The 16166-nt window shown below is 38.9% G+C and carries 11 protein-coding genes and 1 rRNA gene; 10 read left to right on the plus strand and 2 right to left on the minus strand.

Going from position 1 to position 16166, the window contains the following annotated elements; translation table 11 throughout:
- Positions 1 to 13: 13 nt before the first annotated feature.
- Together hemY and LIS78_RS03090 are read left to right on the plus strand one after the other, a co-directional pair.
- Entirely contained in the window at positions 14 to 1435 is a 1422-nt protein-coding gene (gene hemY / locus LIS78_RS03085; RefSeq protein ID WP_195781240.1) for a protoporphyrinogen oxidase, read from the plus strand.
- 162 nt (positions 1436 to 1597) lie between these two features.
- The gene (locus LIS78_RS03090) at positions 1598 to 2167 is read left to right on the plus strand and encodes a TetR/AcrR family transcriptional regulator (RefSeq protein ID WP_013081690.1); all 570 of its coding nucleotides are present in this window, start codon (positions 1598 to 1600) and stop codon (positions 2165 to 2167) included.
- Between the two features lie 53 nt (positions 2168 to 2220).
- Here LIS78_RS03090 and LIS78_RS03095 read toward each other — a convergent pair whose 3' ends face one another.
- Positions 2221 to 4398, minus strand: coding sequence for a peptidoglycan D,D-transpeptidase FtsI family protein (locus LIS78_RS03095; RefSeq protein WP_252284628.1), 2178 nt, complete (start codon positions 4396 to 4398; stop codon positions 2221 to 2223).
- 280 nt (positions 4399 to 4678) lie between these two features.
- Here LIS78_RS03095 and LIS78_RS03100 point away from each other — a divergent pair, with 280 nt between their 5' ends.
- The 3 genes from LIS78_RS03100 (at position 4679) to LIS78_RS03110 (ending at position 9499) form a co-directional block, all read left to right on the plus strand.
- Positions 4679 to 5968, plus strand: coding sequence for an ABC transporter substrate-binding protein (locus LIS78_RS03100; RefSeq protein WP_013081692.1), 1290 nt, complete (start codon positions 4679 to 4681; stop codon positions 5966 to 5968).
- Between the two features lie 149 nt (positions 5969 to 6117).
- Positions 6118 to 7938 (plus strand): cache domain-containing sensor histidine kinase, encoded by a 1821-nt coding sequence (locus LIS78_RS03105; protein ID WP_252284629.1) that lies wholly within the window; start codon positions 6118 to 6120, stop codon positions 7936 to 7938.
- Positions 7916 to 9499 (plus strand): response regulator, encoded by a 1584-nt coding sequence (locus tag LIS78_RS03110; RefSeq protein ID WP_252284630.1) that lies wholly within the window; start codon positions 7916 to 7918, stop codon positions 9497 to 9499. The genes LIS78_RS03105 and LIS78_RS03110 overlap by 23 nt, the downstream gene beginning before the upstream one ends.
- 38 nt (positions 9500 to 9537) lie before the next feature.
- On the opposite strand, the gene yhfH is transcribed toward LIS78_RS03110, so the two are convergent.
- Entirely contained in the window at positions 9538 to 9669 is a 132-nt protein-coding gene (gene yhfH, locus LIS78_RS03115; RefSeq protein ID WP_013055337.1) for a protein YhfH, read from the minus strand.
- Between the two features lie 228 nt (positions 9670 to 9897).
- Between yhfH and LIS78_RS03120 the strand changes: the two genes are divergently transcribed.
- The 5 genes from LIS78_RS03120 (at position 9898) to LIS78_RS03140 (ending at position 16111) form a co-directional block, all read left to right on the plus strand.
- Positions 9898 to 10629, plus strand: a complete 732-nt coding sequence (locus LIS78_RS03120) for an MBL fold metallo-hydrolase (RefSeq protein WP_252284631.1) — start codon at positions 9898 to 9900, stop codon at positions 10627 to 10629.
- A gap of 15 nt (positions 10630 to 10644) precedes the next feature.
- Complete coding sequence (lplA, locus tag LIS78_RS03125; protein ID WP_252284632.1) at positions 10645 to 11634, plus strand: lipoate--protein ligase; 990 nt, start codon at positions 10645 to 10647, stop codon at positions 11632 to 11634.
- A gap of 169 nt (positions 11635 to 11803) precedes the next feature.
- Positions 11804 to 13336 carry a fatty acid--CoA ligase family protein gene (locus LIS78_RS03130; protein WP_252284633.1) on the plus strand — a complete coding sequence of 511 codons (1533 nt, stop codon included), beginning with the start codon at positions 11804 to 11806 and terminating at the stop codon, positions 13334 to 13336.
- A gap of 35 nt (positions 13337 to 13371) precedes the next feature.
- The gene (locus tag LIS78_RS03135; protein WP_209150940.1) at positions 13372 to 14148 is read left to right on the plus strand and encodes an enoyl-CoA hydratase-related protein; all 777 of its coding nucleotides are present in this window, start codon (positions 13372 to 13374) and stop codon (positions 14146 to 14148) included.
- A gap of 412 nt (positions 14149 to 14560) precedes the next feature.
- A 16S ribosomal RNA gene (locus tag LIS78_RS03140) occupies positions 14561 to 16111 on the plus strand.
- Positions 16112 to 16166: the final 55 nt, after the last annotated feature.

The following is a 16166-nucleotide window of genomic DNA, read 5'->3' on the forward strand; positions in this document are numbered from 1 at the left end:
AGGCGATGATAACATGACGGATAGACGAAAAAAGGTTGTCATCATCGGTGGAGGAATAACAGGTCTTTCAGCTGCCTATTATTTGCAAAAAAAAATAAAGGATCATCAGCTGCCAATTGATCTTCAACTAATAGAAGCGACGCATCGGCTTGGTGGGAAAATTCAAACGGTCAAACGAGACGGGTATTTATTTGAAAAAGGTCCTGATTCATTTTTAGCGCGTAAGCTAGCTGCTACAAAACTGGCAAAAGAAGTGGGGCTAGGCAGGGAGCTAGTTGGAAATGAAAAGGGAAAATCCTATATTCTAGTAAAAGATACACCGCATGCGCTGCCTGATGGTGCTGTAATGGGGATACCAACCAAGTTATCTCCTTTTATCACAACAGGGTTATTTTCACCTGTTGGCAAGCTGCGCGCAGCAGCTGATTTTTTTATACCGAAGACAAAAAATCAGGATGACCGTTCGCTAGGCGTATTTTTTAGAAGACGGTTTGGTGATGAAGTTGTTGAAAATTTAATTGAGCCTCTATTATCAGGAATTTACGCAGGAGACGTTGATCGTTTGAGTTTAAGATCAACATTTCCACAGTTTCTGCATGCTGAACATAAGTATAGAAGCTTAATTGTTGGAATGAAAAAGCTAAAAGAAATTCACCCACAGCACGGTGATGATTCGGAGTTTAAAAAAAATAGTGTCTTTTTAACATTAAAAGAAGGTCTTCAATCGCTAGTAGATGGGGTAGAAAAAGCAATAGATCCTGATATTATTACAAAAGGAATAAAAGTAGAGAAAATTTATAAAGAAGATACCACATATGAATTATCGTTAAATAGCGGGAAAGTAATAAAAGCAGACAGCGTTATTGTAACTTCTCCTCATGCAGCTGCTCAGTCTATGCTTTCGGAATATAAAATATTCGAACCGTTGAAGCATATGCCTTCCACTTCAGTTGCTACTGTTGTGATAGCCTTTGCACAAGAAGCGCTGCAAGACAATCTAGATGCAATGAACATTGCCGTTTCAAGAAATAGCGATTACACGATTACGGCGTGCACATGGCTAAATAAAAAGTGGCCGCATGCGGTTCCGGAAGGAAAAGTGCTGCTGAGATGTTTAGTTGGACGAACCGGGGATGAAGCTGTGGTGGATCAGCCTGACGATGAAATTTTCAAAATTGTCCTGGAGGATTTGAAGAAGCTCATCACAATTTCTGCTGAGCCCGAATTTTACGCGGTAACGAGATGGAAGCAGTCAATGCCTCAGTATACGGTCGGACATCACGATATGCTAGATACGATGAACGAAAAGCTTGAAAAAGAGCTTGCCGGTCTTTATGTAGCGGGAAGCTCATACGAAGGTCTGGGTATACCAGAATGTGTAGAGCAAGGAGAAGATGTGGCTAAAAAAGCGGTTAAATATGTGCAGCAACTGTAGAAGTGGAGCGGTGAATCAATGCTCCGCTTTTTTGTCTACTACCTGTAGAGAAAGGTTATACTAAGAGAAGAGATTGTGGTTGAAAAGCAAAAGAAACTTATGCTATAGTAAAACCGTACTTGTTGACTGAAATATTCATTTGGTCAGAAAGAAGGGGATAACGTGGCTATAGACCGAAAGCAATCAGTTGTTGATGCAGCGTCAAAATCATTTGCGCTGTTTGGATATAAAGCAACGACTATGGAGCAAGTGGCGAAGCTTGCAAATGTCGGAAAAGGAACGATTTATACTTTTTTTAAAAACAAAGAAGAGTTATTCGATGAAATTGTTACACGAATGATTCGAGAAATGACAGATGCAGCTGAAACTGTCATTGATAGCAACCGTCCTTTTTTTGAAAATGCCCAAGCAGCTATTTTTCGAATCTTAGAATTCCGCACTGAGCATCAGCTCATGCTGAAGCTGGTACAGGAACAGCAGTTAGGCACTACAGCAGTGCAAGAAGTGCTGGTGCGAGTAGAAGAAGAGATTTTGACTTATATAAAAAACAAAATCGAAATTGCGATTTCTAAAAAAGAAATCAAACCGTGCAACCCGGAGCTCACAGCTTTTCTACTATTTAAAATGTACATTGCACTCGTCTATGATTGGGAAAAACGGCATGAGCCGCTTTCAGAAGAAAAAATTGCTGAATTAATTGAACTATACTTTTTACGCGGTCTGTCTCAGTGAGATGGGCTTTTTTCATAGAAAAAACAAAAAAGGTCTCATGACGAGACCTTTTTTTATTGTTCATTAGTATCTTTTTTTACACCGTTTAATTCTGTATTCCCTGTTTTTGCATCTTCTTCTTTTTGTTCTACTTCTGTATTTCCTTGCTTTTTAAGCTTGAAGTAGGCATCAATAACATCACCTGTAATAGTTTTACTTTGTCCTCCAGAATTCGCTCCAGCCACATACGCAGAAGGAATAACAACTGCTACGGCTACTTCAGGATTATCATAAGGCGCATAAGAGACAAAAGTGGAGTTACGTACGCTTACGCCTTGATTATAGGTTTCAGCTGTTCCTGACTTACCTGCTATATTATATTTTCTGTATTTTGGATTTGTATACAAGGCGTGCCCAGTACCGCCTTGAGCAGTAACAACACGACGAAAACCACGCTTTACGATGTCAATTTGTGACTGATTCATGGTAATACGGTTTAATACTTGTGGTTCCACGGAACTTTGTATACTTCCTTTTAGTTCGCTGTCAAGTTCAGGCTCACGAATTTCTTTCACAAGGTGAGGTTTCATTCTGTATCCACCGTTGGCAATTGTTGAAATGTATTGAACAAGCTGAAGCGGTGTATACGTATCGTATTGACCAATTGCAAAGTCGAGAGCTTTACCAGGTTCATTTGTTACAGTATTACGAATACCGGTTGATTCGTTTTCTAAATCAATTCCAGTTGGAATGCCAAGACCGAACTGGCTGTAGTATGAACGCATCTTATTAAAAATAGACGGTGAGATATGCAATGATCCACCAGGTCGATAAGTTTCACCAGCCATGTTTAGAATCGTTCTATACATAAAAACGTTAGAAGATTGCTCAAGGGCTTTTTCGATACCTGTAGCTCCCATATTATGAGAGGATTTCTTCGGTTTAGTACCAGCAAACTTCATTGGCGCGTCATAAAAAACCGTGCCAGGCTGAATTGCACCTGAGTCAAGTCCGGCTAGAACGGTCGCTCCTTTAACAGCGGAACCTACTTCATAAGAAGTTGTAAGATTTCCAAGCGCGAAGTCTTGAACTTTGCGTGCTCCTGTTTGTTTGTCAGTAACAAGCTGTTTTCCTCCCATCGCTAAAATGTCTCCTGTATGTGGATCCATCATGATAGCAAACGCTCGGTCCATCAGGCGGTTCCTAGCAGCGCCTTCAAGTACAGCTTTCGTTAAAACATCTTCGACTTGCTTTTGCAGCTCCATATCAATTGTTAAAATTAAGTCACTGCCGCGCTGACCTTCAGTAACGGTCTCTTGGCTCACTAAGTTGCCGGAGCGATCGGTTACGTTTTGTATGCGCGCTTTTTGACCGCGAAGAACGTCTTCGTACTGCTTTTCTAAATAACTTTTTCCAACTCGGTCGTTACGGCTGTAGCCGTGTGACAAATAGTACTGTAAGTTTTCGCTTGGCAATCCTTCATCAGCTGATGTGATTTTACCAAGCAGGGTGCTAAGTAAGTCATCGTATGTATACATACGGTCCCAGTAAGTTGTCGTATCGACGCCCGGCAAGTCACTCAGCTGCTCACTAATAACGGCAAGCTCTTTATCAGTTAAGCCGCTTTTAATAATTTGAGCAGTTAACGCATACCCGCCTTCCATCTTGCTTTTAATGGCAATCACTTCAAGGTCGTCTTTCACCGATAGAAGTTCATTTTTAGTAATACGCTTCAGCTGAAGAGGATACAAATCATCTTCAGAAATTTTTTCTTCTTTTACTTTTTGCTTATCCGCTGCGGTAATTTTTTTCGCTGCTGCTTTTGGATGAGTTGCAATCCAGTAATCTTTTAAGTCGCGTTCTGTTAGCTTAATCGTATTTTTATCTTTCTTTTTATCCGATTTGCCAAACACGTCTGTTGTAACAGGAACATCAATAAGAGTGGCAAGCTTTCTAGCTACTTTTAGCTTGTCTTCTTGAGTGACGCCTTTCAAACGCGTGTACGTGACAGCGTTCAACGGTTTATTATCCACGATAACGCGGTCATAGCGGTCTAGCATCTTTCCGCGAGGAACCGGTGAATCTACCGTTTCATCTTCTGTTTTTTCAACTTCTCGTTTATAGTTCTCTCCGTACACAATCTGTACGAAGCCTAATCGTAAAATGAGTGCAGAAAAAAGCAGGAAAACCACAATAAACAGCCAGTTAATTCGAAATGAGACATGTGTTTTTTTGCGCTTTTTAGTTTTCATGTAAACCCCTTCACTTTGTTTATACAAGTTAAAAAAATTCATAAATTTTCTTATGAATCTATCACTCTACATATTAACATAATTTTGTCTATAAATGTTATTAGGTGGAATAAAACAGACAAAAAATTTATAGAAATTTTTGCGGAAGAAGAGAGACCTGTCGAAGGTTGCTGAAGGGGGTGTTCAATATTTTCCACTCGGTTGTTCAATATTGTTACCTGTTCAAATGTCCTAGAATCGGTAAAATAAAGAGAGATAGATATCAAGGGGGGCAAAACGAATGAAAATGAAAAGGCTTTCAATAATGTCTGGCGTGTTAGCAACATCACTTTTATTTGCGACAGCATGTTCAAACTCAGGTACGGATTCAAAAGCAAGTAAATCAACAGGCTCAGGTGATCAAGTTGTTATTGATATGTTCCAGTTCAAAGTGGAAATTGCAGATCAGCTGAAAGAATTAACGGATGAATATACAAAAGAACATCCAAACGTAAAGTTTAACATCCAAACAGTCGGCGGAGGCGCGGACTATGGTGCAGCATTAAAAGCACAGTTTGCCTCTGGAAATGAACCTGATATCTTTAACAATGGAGGGTTCCAAGAAGCGCAAACGTGGAAGGATAAATTAGAAGATTTATCTGATCAGCCGTGGGTAGATAATCTGTATGATATCGCCAAAGAACCGATGACAATGGACGGAAAAATCTATGGTCAGCCGCTAAACTTAGAAGGTTATGGTTTTATTTATAATAAAGATTTATTTGAAAAAGCAGGCATTAAAGAATTACCTAAAACGCTGTCAGAATTAGAAGCAGCTTCTAAAAAGCTTAAAGCAAAAGGCATTACGCCATTTTCTAATGGATACGGCGAGTGGTGGGTGCTAGGTAACCACTTATTTAATATTCCAATGGCACAGCAAGACGATCCAGATGCGTTTATTAAAGGTCTAAACGAAGGAAAAGCAAAATTTGAAGGCAATGAAACGTTTAAGCAATTTATGAATCTGTTCGATTTAACGTTAAAGTATGGAAATAAAAATCCACTAACGACAGACTACAATACACAAGTTACTCAATTTGCTTCTGGTGAAACAGCAATGATGCAACAAGGTAACTGGACGGTAAATATGATTACGAAAATTAATCCGGACATGAAAATGGGCTTTATTCCAATGCCAATCAGCAACGATGCGAAGAAAAATGATAAATTAGCAATCGGAGTTCCAAATAACTGGGTAGTGAACAAAAATGCGCCAGATGCAGATAAAAAAGCAGCGAAGGAATTCTTAAATTGGATGGTTTCTTCTAAAGAGGGTCAAAAATTCTTAGTTGAAAAGTTCAAGTTCATTCCAGCGTTCAAAAACATCGATGGAAAAGGAATCGATTCTTTATCTGATGATATCTTAAAATACTCTGAAGAAGGTAAAACATTATCTTGGAACTGGTTTAAGTATCCGGAAGGAACGGTTCAAGAAGTCGGAGCAGCAATGCAGTCTTATGCAGGCAAGCAAATGACGGAAGAAGAGTTTATGAAGAAATTAGATACAATTTGGGCAAAAATGAAAAAGTAAACAAAAAGTCCGCGTGGAAAACGCGGACTTTTTGGCGTGAAAAAATAGCTGATTAGATTCATAGTTATGAAAAAATAATAGTCAATTGAAAGCGCTTTTAATGTATAATAATAGTCATAATGTATGACATTAGTCAAAGGAGGTTATTTGTGAAAGGCTGGAGCATACGCAAGAAATTAATTTTGTTTTTCTTATTCGCAACGGTTATTCCATTTTTAATTTCGACGATTTTTACGTATCAATACACCAAAGAAACGGTTAAGAATCGATTTATTTCTACCAACTATCAAGTTATTAAAAACGGAAGCAATGATTTGAGCGATTACTTAAATGAAATTGCTAATATTACAAAAAGGCTGTACGGCTACCACCCATTTATTAAAGTGTTAGATGAAGGTGTATCAAGTGACTTAGGAGCCAATCAACTGGAAATATCACGAACTCTTCTTTATTTATATAATACTCGTCCAGAGATTGAACAGCTCCATCTTTACATTGAAAACGGGCATGACTCGTATACAGCTTACAATTCAAAAGTGAGCAGCAGAGGGAAGTACGATGATATTTACACTCAGCCTTACTATTCTTATTTAAATAAAAATCATAAATTTCTTGTGATTGAGCCTACCCATGAAATTTATAGCTACAATAATTTATCAACGTTAATTGATTCACTGCCGAATCAAGTTATTAGCTTTCATCAGCGGATTGATGAGATTCCATCAGACAAGTTGTTAGCTTATCTATCTTTAGACATTAATATGACACAAATTCAATCTATATCGCAGCGCCTATATAATGAAGAGTCAGAAGATTTTTATTTAATGAACAATAAAGGGAAGGTTTTGTATTCCTCTGATTCAAAGGTTATTGGAAAAAATGAAAATTACGCGTGGGTGAAGGCGCTTACTTCTCAAAAAGACCATAGCATGGAATGGGAAGATAAAAGCTTCTCAGGCGTATTAATGTATGAAAAGCTTAAACAGCCCTTTGAGAACTTGTACATTGTGAAACGAATTCCTTACAGTGTTTTATATGAGGATGCAAGAAAGACAGCACTTATGAATGTATTAATTGGCCTGCCATTTCTGTGTATGCTCGTTATCGCTACGCTTTTTATATCAGTACGTTTTACACAGCCGATTAACGTATTGATTCGCAATATGAAAGAAGTGGAAAAAGGATCATTTGAGGTGCGGTTTAAATCGCTTGGAAACGATGAATTTGGTGTTTTAGGAAGGCATTTTACCTCTATGGTGGAAACAATTAATGACTTGATTGAACGTAAATTTCGATTGGAATTAGAAAATAAATCAACGCAGCTAAAAGTGCTGCAGTCACAAATTAATCCGCATTTTTTATACAACGCATTTCAATCGATTGGAACTCTTGCTCTTAAGCATAAAGCAGTTGAAGTATATTCTTTATTAACCTCACTTTCGCACATTATGCGTTACAGCATGAATATGAAAGAGGATATCGTTAGCTTAAAGCAAGAAGTCGATCACGTAAAAGCTTTCTTAAGTCTGCAGAAGCAGCGGTTTGGTTCAAAGTTTGAGTATGAGTTAAATATCGAAAAAGAGGCAGAGCTTATGCGAATACCGAAAATGATTTTGCAGCCTCTTGTTGAGAATTCTTTTAAGCATGGATTCGAAACCCGCACAGGAAGCGGAAAGCTGTTGATTTCAGCGGATTTGAACGGCGAAGAACTGATTCTAACTGTTTCTGATAACGGAAAAGGGATAGGGCAGCAAGAGTTGAATCAATTAAAAACGAGACTCCAGCAATCGTATAATCAAACAGATGAGCATATTGGGTTGCAAAACATTTACGAACGACTTCGCATCTACTATGGAGATCATGCTTCAATGCAAATTAGCAGTCAAGAAAATCACGATTTTACCGTTGTCATAAAGCTAACAACAATTGAAGAAAAGAGGGATAGTGATGAAAGTATTAATCGTGGATGATGAAGAGCATGTAAGAGAAGGAATAAAGCTGCTTGGACAGTGGGAAGAGCATGAAATTACAGATGTGATAGAAGCTGATAGCGGTGAGCAAGCGATTGCGCTTATCGAGGATCACGGACCGGAAATCATTTTTACTGATATGAAGATGCCTAATATCGATGGAATTGCTTTGTTGGAGTGGATTAAAGAGAATTCACCTTCTAGCAAAACGATTGTGGTAACAGGGTATGATGACTACCACTATATGCGTAAAGCTATTCATTTTGGAAGTACGGATTATATTCTAAAGCCAGTGGATCCTTCGATTTTAAACGATACGCTTATACGAGCTGTAACCCAATGGAAGAAAGAAGAAGAGTCCAGAAAAGTTCATAATAGCAGCTATCGTTTAATCAATGAAATGAAGCCGATTTATCGAGATCGAAAACTGACGCAGTTAATGAACAATTATTTGCTAAATCAATCAATCTATGAAGAGTTTGGTTTCCATCTGACTAGAGAATATGAAGTGGGGATTGTACGTGTAGATGAATCTATCATTCGTTCTTTTGGCGGTGACCGGGATTTAGCCTATTTTTCAATTTTAAATGTAATCAATGAAATGCTGATGGCAGCAGAAAATGGAGTAGCCTTCCGTTATTTATCAAATAAGTGGGAAATTATCATTATATTTTGGAATGATTTTGAACGCATAACCTCTTTACTGACGACTTTACATACAGCAATTCGCCGTACGTTAGACGTGAGCTGTCGGATTGCAAGAGGGTGCAAAGTTTCTTCTATTGATCAGCTAATGAAATCCTATGAAGATGCGAAAAACTCGCTTTTATTAAGCAATGTTCTTGATCAAAATAAAGTGAAGGTCTACGGCGAGCAAGACGTTTTAGCAAGTGCTTTATTAATAAATATGATGGATTATAACAGTAAAATTGAAGAAGCGCTGCAAGTCGGGAAGTTTGAAGCCTTTTTGCCGGTATTCAATGAAATTATCACAGCTTTTGAAGCACAAAATTATCTATCATTAAAGCAAATTCTGCATTTTGAGCAGGAATATCAGCTGTTAAGTCAGCATTGGTTAAAAAGATATCACATTCCTTATACGATAAATAACGGTCCTGAATATGTTCTTTCTTTTTTCTATAACCAAGATGGGCAGTTTCAGCTAGCAAAGTATGTAGAGAGAAAGAAGCATGAAGTAAAGCGCTTTTTAAAAGTAGTAAAAAGGTATAGCAAGCAAAACAATCGCGACGTTATTTATGAGATCGAACAATATTTGCAGCAAAATTTTCATCGAGATGTGAAGCTTCAAGAAATATCGGAACGTTTCTATTTAAGCCGTGAATACATTTCGAGAAAGTTTAAGCAAGAATTTCAAGAAAACATTTCAGATTATATGGTGAAAGTCAGAATGAATAAAGCCAAATCACTTTTACTAAATGAAGAACTAAAAATCTATGAAATTGCGAATATGATTGGATATCATGATGATAAATACTTTCGAAAAGTGTTTAAAAAAGTAGAAGGCATTACGCCAAACGAGTATCGCAGTTTGACCGTATAAAAAAAGCTGAAACTGTTATAAAACAGTTTCAGCTTTTTTTATTTCATGATATCTAGACAGTGATCGCATTTGTTTCCGTAGCACTCATGCTGTTCCTCGATGTCGTTTCCGCATTCTACGCACTTTTTATTGGGTAATCTTTTGAAAAATTCAGTCATTTTTTCTAACATTTTAAATCCCCTCCGTTGTTTTTGTTACTAATATTGTATTATAACAGATGATAAAATGTCAATTATGTTTTATAACAATTTAGCCTATTTTGCTATTCTAAGTGGTTATTTGTTATATAACAATGAGTTATTTCGATAAAATGGCCGAAACGAGTGCCTTTCAGTTAGTTTTCAAAAAAAAGTAGGGTATACTGAACGTAATAAAAATAGTACGAAAGGGTGATTGAAATGAAAGTAACTATTATTGGTTTTTGGGGAGGATATCCCGCGGTTTCAGAAGCTACTTCTAGCTATTTAGTGGAGCACGATGGATTTCAGCTGCTTGTTGATTGTGGAAGCGGTGCATTGGCTCAGCTGCAAAAGTATGCAAAGCCAGAAGAAATAGATGCTATGATTTTATCTCATTATCATCATGATCACGTCGCTGATGTCGGAGTATTTCAATATGCTCGCCTCATTCAGACTCATCTAGGGAACGCTGTTAAGGAACTTTCTATTTACGGACATACATATGATCAGGAAAGCTTCAACAAACTTACTCATAAAGGAATTACTAAAGGGGTAGAGTATGATCCGAGTCAAAAACTTGAAGTTGGGCCTTTTACCATCGAATTTATGAAAACGAAACATCCAGTCGTTTGTTATGCCATGAGAATAAGCGCCGGCAATCAAACTGTCGTGTACACAGCGGACTCTAGTTATTTAGAAGAGTTTGTTTCCTTCTCAGAAGAAGCAGATCTTCTTATTTGTGAATGTAATTTTTATGCCAATCAAGATGGAAGAGGCGCTGGACACATGACAAGTACAGAAGCCGGTACACTTGCTTCAAAGGCAAGTGTCAAACACCTCATGCTTACTCACCTTCCGCACTATGGAGAACATCAACAGCTAGTAGAGGAAGCCGCTGCTCATTATAGAGGTACGCTTACGTTAGCTGAATCAGGATATGTATGGGAATAACAAGGAGGAAAATGAATGTTATTTATTGATAATCAAAAAAATTATGATCCCCGAATTAACTTAGCAATTGAAGAGTATGCGCTCAAGCATCTAGACATTAATGAGACATATCTGCTGTTTTATATTAATGAACCTTCTATTATTATTGGAAAAAACCAGAACACCATTGAGGAGATTAATACAAAATATGTTGAAGATCAGCAAATTCATGTAGTGAGACGTCTATCTGGAGGCGGTGCCGTTTATCATGATAAAGGAAATTTAAACTTCAGCTTTATTACGAAAGACGATGGAAATAGCTTTCATAATTTTAAAAAGTTTACCGAGCCGGTCGTGGAAGCGTTAAAGAAATTAGGAGTTAATGCTGAGCTAAGCGGACGAAATGATTTAATGGCTGAAGGACGGAAAATTTCTGGAAATGCTCAGTTTTCAACGAAAGGGAGAATGTTCAGCCATGGAACTCTTCTTTTTGATTCAGAGATTGAAAACGTCGTATCAGCGTTAAAAGTAAAAAAAGATAAAATTGAATCCAAAGGCATTAAGTCTATTCGAAATAGAGTAGCGAATATCAGCGAATTTTTAGAACAGAAAGTAACGGTGGAAGAATTTAGAGAAATGCTGCTTCGGTATATCTTTGACGGAGAAGAAAATATAACAGAATATAAACTAACGGAAAAAGATTGGGAAACGATTCATCAAATTTCTAAAGAGCGCTATCAGTCATGGGATTGGAACTATGGAAAATCACCTAAATTTAACTTACAGCACTCTCACCGCTTTCCTGTGGGGCAAATTGACGTTCGTTTAGAAGTGAATAAAGGAAAAATCGATGCTTGCACCATTTATGGAGATTTCTTTGGAGTGGGGGATGTCCAGGAAGTACAGGAAAAATTAACAGGTGTTCGTTATGAAAAAGCTTCTATTGAACAAGCCTTAGAAGACATCGATATTCCACATTATTTTGGTAATATTACAAAAGAAAAGTTTGTTGAATTAATCTATTAAGAAAAAAGTCTGCTACATCAGGCTTTTTTTCTTTTTAAACAGATGAGTCTTGTCAATAGAACAGCAGTAACATTATAATAGAATAGAAGAAGTAAGAATTTTTTCATTATTATGACTTAATAATGAATGGTTGTTCATTCATTCGTTATTAAAAGGAGGAAGTTATGAGATGAATTTGTCAGCACAGCTTCATAAAACAGCTGAGCAATTTCCACAAAAATCGGCATATGTTTTTATGGACCAGGAAACATCTTATGCAGATCTTGATGCATCGGTATCTAAGTTTGCTAATGGTCTGAAGCAATTAGGTGTAAAAAAAGGAGATCATATCGCTTTGATTGTCGGCAACTCGCCTCATTTTGTTATTGGATTGTACGGTGCTCTTCGAGTAGGAGCTACTGTTATACCCATTAATCCTATTTACACAGCGGATGAAATTAGCTACATGCTTCAGGATGGAGATGTAAAAGCAGTTATTGCGGTTGATTTACTTCTCCCTATTTTAAAGAAAATTATTGGACACACTCCATTTTTGGAACATGTTATCTTATGTGAAACGACAGATACAGTGGAAAATATACCTTCTTATTTTCACACGTTTTCGCAAGTTGTAAACAGAGGGGAAGCTACATATGATTTTCTGGAGTTAAAAGAAGAAGATGTGGCCATCATTCTGTATACGTCAGGAACGACTGGAAAACCAAAAGGAGCTATGCTTACACATAAGAATATTTATTCAAATGCTCAAGACGTAGCAGATTATTTAAGTATAAATGGGAATGACCGAGTCGTAGCTGCTTTGCCGATGTTTCACGTATTTTGTTTAACTGTTTCATTGAATGCGCCTTTAATGAATGGAGGAACGATATTAATTGAACCGAAATTCAGTCCATCTTCTATATTTGAATTAATTCAAAATCGACAAGCGACTATTTTTGCCGGCGTTCCCACAATGTATAATTTCTTACTTCAGCATGACAAAGGGAAAAAAGAGCACTTTCACACGGTAAGGCTTTGTATATCAGGCGGGGCATCAATGCCGGTGGCACTTCTAACCAATTTTGAACGTAAGTTTGGGGTAATGGTAGCAGAAGGGTATGGATTATCTGAGGCTTCTCCTGTGACATGTTTCAATCCGATTGACCGAGAGAGAAAAGCCGGTTCTATAGGCACATCTATTATGAATGTTGAAAATAAAGTGGTAAACGAACTAGGAGAAGAAGTAGAAGTAGGACAAGTTGGCGAACTTATCGTCAAAGGTCCTAACGTGATGAAAGGGTATTACAAGCTTTCTGAAGACACGGAATATGCTCTCCGAGATGGTTGGCTGTATACAGGTGACTTAGCAAGAAGGGATAAGGAAGGTTATTTTTATATCGTTGACCGTAAAAAAGATTTAATTATTGTAGGAGGATATAATGTTTATCCTCGCGAAGTAGAAGAAGTGCTATATGCGCATCCAGATATTGTAGAAGTGGCTGTTATCGGAGTCCCTGATCCTTCTTTAGGTGAATGTGTTAAGTGTTACGTGGTTTGCAATAATCAAGAGATAACAGAAGAGAAGCTTATTGCCTACTGCAAAGAGCACCTTGCTAAATATAAAGTGCCAAGTGAAATTGAATTTTTAAAAGAACTTCCTAAAAATACAACGGGAAAAATTTTAAGGCGTGCACTGAAGCAACAAGTATCTCAGGAGCGATAAAATGAAAGCGATTCCAAGTTGGAGGTGGTAAAAGGATGTCATCTATTTCTTATGAAATAAAGGGACACGTCGCCCATGTGATACTGAACCGTCCGGAAGCGATGAATGCTTTTAATTACGATATGCTTAAAGAATTGGAAGAAGTAATTGAAGGAATTCGTATTCAAAAAGATATTCGAGTTGTGACGTTTAAAGGGGCAGGTGAAAAGTCTTTTAGTGTAGGTGCCGATTTAAAAGAACGTAAAACCCTCTCTGATCAAGAGGTAAAGCGCAATATTTACAAAATAGGAGAAGTGTTTTCGAAGATAGAGCAGCTTCCTCAGCCAACGATAGCAATCATCAATGGATATGCATTTGGAGGAGGAATGGAGCTGGCTTTAGCATGTGATTTCCGGATTGCTTCAACCGAAGCGCTTATGGGTTTAACGGAAACAAGCTTAGCGATTATACCAGGCGCAGGAGGAACACAGCGTCTCCCTCGGTTAGTTGGGGAAGCAAAAGCAATGGAACTAATTTTAACAGCTCAGCGTCTCTCAGCATCAGAAGCGAAAGAATGTGGTCTAGTAACGAAGGTGGCTCCCGGATATGAAATAGAAGAAACAATAGATATTTTTATCTCTCTTTTATTGAAAAATGGGCCAATTGCACTTCAGCAAGCAAAATTTGCTATTAAAGAAGGAATGAAGGCAGATTTGCAGACTGGTTTGCAAATTGAACGAAAAGCATATGAGTTAACGATTCCGACAGAAGATCGTCTAGAGGCGCTTCAAGCATTTGCTGAGAAGAGAAGACCTAGTTTTAAAGGGAAATAAGAAAGGGCTGTCTAATGGACAGCTCTTTTTTAGTTTCTTCTAATAAGAATAATAAAAAAGAATATGTAAAAGCGCAGGAACAAAGAAGGCAAAATTACAGCTGGCTTTTGCCTATAATATTTACTATAATACGGTGAAGTAGTCATTGTTCAAATCTATAAATAAAAGTTTTTAATTTTTTCTTTAAAAACCGTTGACTTTAGTTAAAATATATTTTATTATTATAAAGCGTCGTTGAGACATACCGTTAACAACGAAGCTAAAAAAAGAATTTTAAAAAGTTGTTGACATTACGTTGATAACTTGATAAGATGATAAAGTCGCTTAAGAGCGGCGGTTGAACTTTGAAAACTGAACAAAGCGACAAACGTCAACGTTAATTTTTATTTTTAAATTGAGCAAGTCAAACATTTCTTCGGAGAGTTTGATCCTGGCTCAGGATGAACGCTGGCGGCGTGCCTAATACATGCAAGTCGAGCGAACTGATTAGAAGCTTGCTTCTATGACGTTAGCGGCGGACGGGTGAGTAACACGTGGGCAACCTGCCTGTAAGACTGGGATAACTTCGGGAAACCGAAGCTAATACCGGATAGGATCTTCTCCTTCATGGGAGATGATTGAAAGATGGTTTCGGCTATCACTTACAGATGGGCCCGCGGTGCATTAGCTAGTTGGTGAGGTAACGGCTCACCAAGGCAACGATGCATAGCCGACCTGAGAGGGTGATCGGCCACACTGGGACTGAGACACGGCCCAGACTCCTACGGGAGGCAGCAGTAGGGAATCTTCCGCAATGGACGAAAGTCTGACGGAGCAACGCCGCGTGAGTGATGAAGGCTTTCGGGTCGTAAAACTCTGTTGTTAGGGAAGAACAAGTACGAGAGTAACTGCTCGTACCTTGACGGTACCTAACCAGAAAGCCACGGCTAACTACGTGCCAGCAGCCGCGGTAATACGTAGGTGGCAAGCGTTATCCGGAATTATTGGGCGTAAAGCGCGCGCAGGCGGTTTCTTAAGTCTGATGTGAAAGCCCACGGCTCAACCGTGGAGGGTCATTGGAAACTGGGGAACTTGAGTGCAGAAGAGAAAAGCGGAATTCCACGTGTAGCGGTGAAATGCGTAGAGATGTGGAGGAACACCAGTGGCGAAGGCGGCTTTTTGGTCTGTAACTGACGCTGAGGCGCGAAAGCGTGGGGAGCAAACAGGATTAGATACCCTGGTAGTCCACGCCGTAAACGATGAGTGCTAAGTGTTAGAGGGTTTCCGCCCTTTAGTGCTGCAGCTAACGCATTAAGCACTCCGCCTGGGGAGTACGGTCGCAAGACTGAAACTCAAAGGAATTGACGGGGCCCGCACAAGCGGTGGAGCATGTGGTTTAATTCGAAGCAACGCGAAGAACCTTACCAGGTCTTGACATCCTCTGACAACTCTAGAGATAGAGCGTTCCCCTTCGGGGGACAGAGTGACAGGTGGTGCATGGTTGTCGTCAGCTCGTGTCGTGAGATGTTGGGTTAAGTCCCGCAACGAGCGCAACCCTTGATCTTAGTTGCCAGCATTTAGTTGGGCACTCTAAGGTGACTGCCGGTGACAAACCGGAGGAAGGTGGGGATGACGTCAAATCATCATGCCCCTTATGACCTGGGCTACACACGTGCTACAATGGATGGTACAAAGGGCTGCAAGACCGCGAGGTCAAGCCAATCCCATAAAACCATTCTCAGTTCGGATTGTAGGCTGCAACTCGCCTACATGAAGCTGGAATCGCTAGTAATCGCGGATCAGCATGCCGCGGTGAATACGTTCCCGGGCCTTGTACACACCGCCCGTCACACCACGAGAGTTTGTAACACCCGAAGTCGGTGGAGTAACCGTAAGGAGCTAGCCGCCTAAGGTGGGACAGATGATTGGGGTGAAGTCGTAACAAGGTAGCCGTATCGGAAGGTGCGGCTGGATCACCTCCTTTCTAAGGATTTTTATAAGACGTACGTTTTGACACTTTGTTCAGTTTTGAGAGTTCA

Source organism: Priestia megaterium (genome assembly GCF_023824195.1).
In the GTDB taxonomy this organism is placed as follows: domain Bacteria; phylum Bacillota; class Bacilli; order Bacillales; family Bacillaceae_H; genus Priestia; species Priestia megaterium_D.

Bases quoted from the DNA above. Each gene is read 5' to 3' on its own strand.
- LIS78_RS03120 (WP_252284631.1), top strand. From the start codon at position 9,898: ATGAAAGTAACTATTATTGGTTTTTGGGGAGGATATCCCGCGGTTTCA.
- lplA (WP_252284632.1), top strand. From the start codon at position 10,645: ATGTTATTTATTGATAATCAAAAAAATTATGATCCCCGAATTAACTTA.
- LIS78_RS03130 (WP_252284633.1), top strand. From the start codon at position 11,804: ATGAATTTGTCAGCACAGCTTCATAAAACAGCTGAGCAATTTCCACAA.
- hemY (WP_195781240.1), top strand. From the start codon at position 14: ATGACGGATAGACGAAAAAAGGTTGTCATCATCGGTGGAGGAATAACA.
- LIS78_RS03135 (WP_209150940.1), top strand. From the start codon at position 13,372: ATGTCATCTATTTCTTATGAAATAAAGGGACACGTCGCCCATGTGATA.
- yhfH (WP_013055337.1), bottom strand. From the start codon at position 9,669: ATGTTAGAAAAAATGACTGAATTTTTCAAAAGATTACCCAATAAAAAG.
- LIS78_RS03095 (WP_252284628.1), bottom strand. From the start codon at position 4,398: ATGAAAACTAAAAAGCGCAAAAAAACACATGTCTCATTTCGAATTAAC.
- LIS78_RS03110 (WP_252284630.1), top strand. From the start codon at position 7,916: ATGAAAGTATTAATCGTGGATGATGAAGAGCATGTAAGAGAAGGAATA.
- LIS78_RS03100 (WP_013081692.1), top strand. From the start codon at position 4,679: ATGAAAATGAAAAGGCTTTCAATAATGTCTGGCGTGTTAGCAACATCA.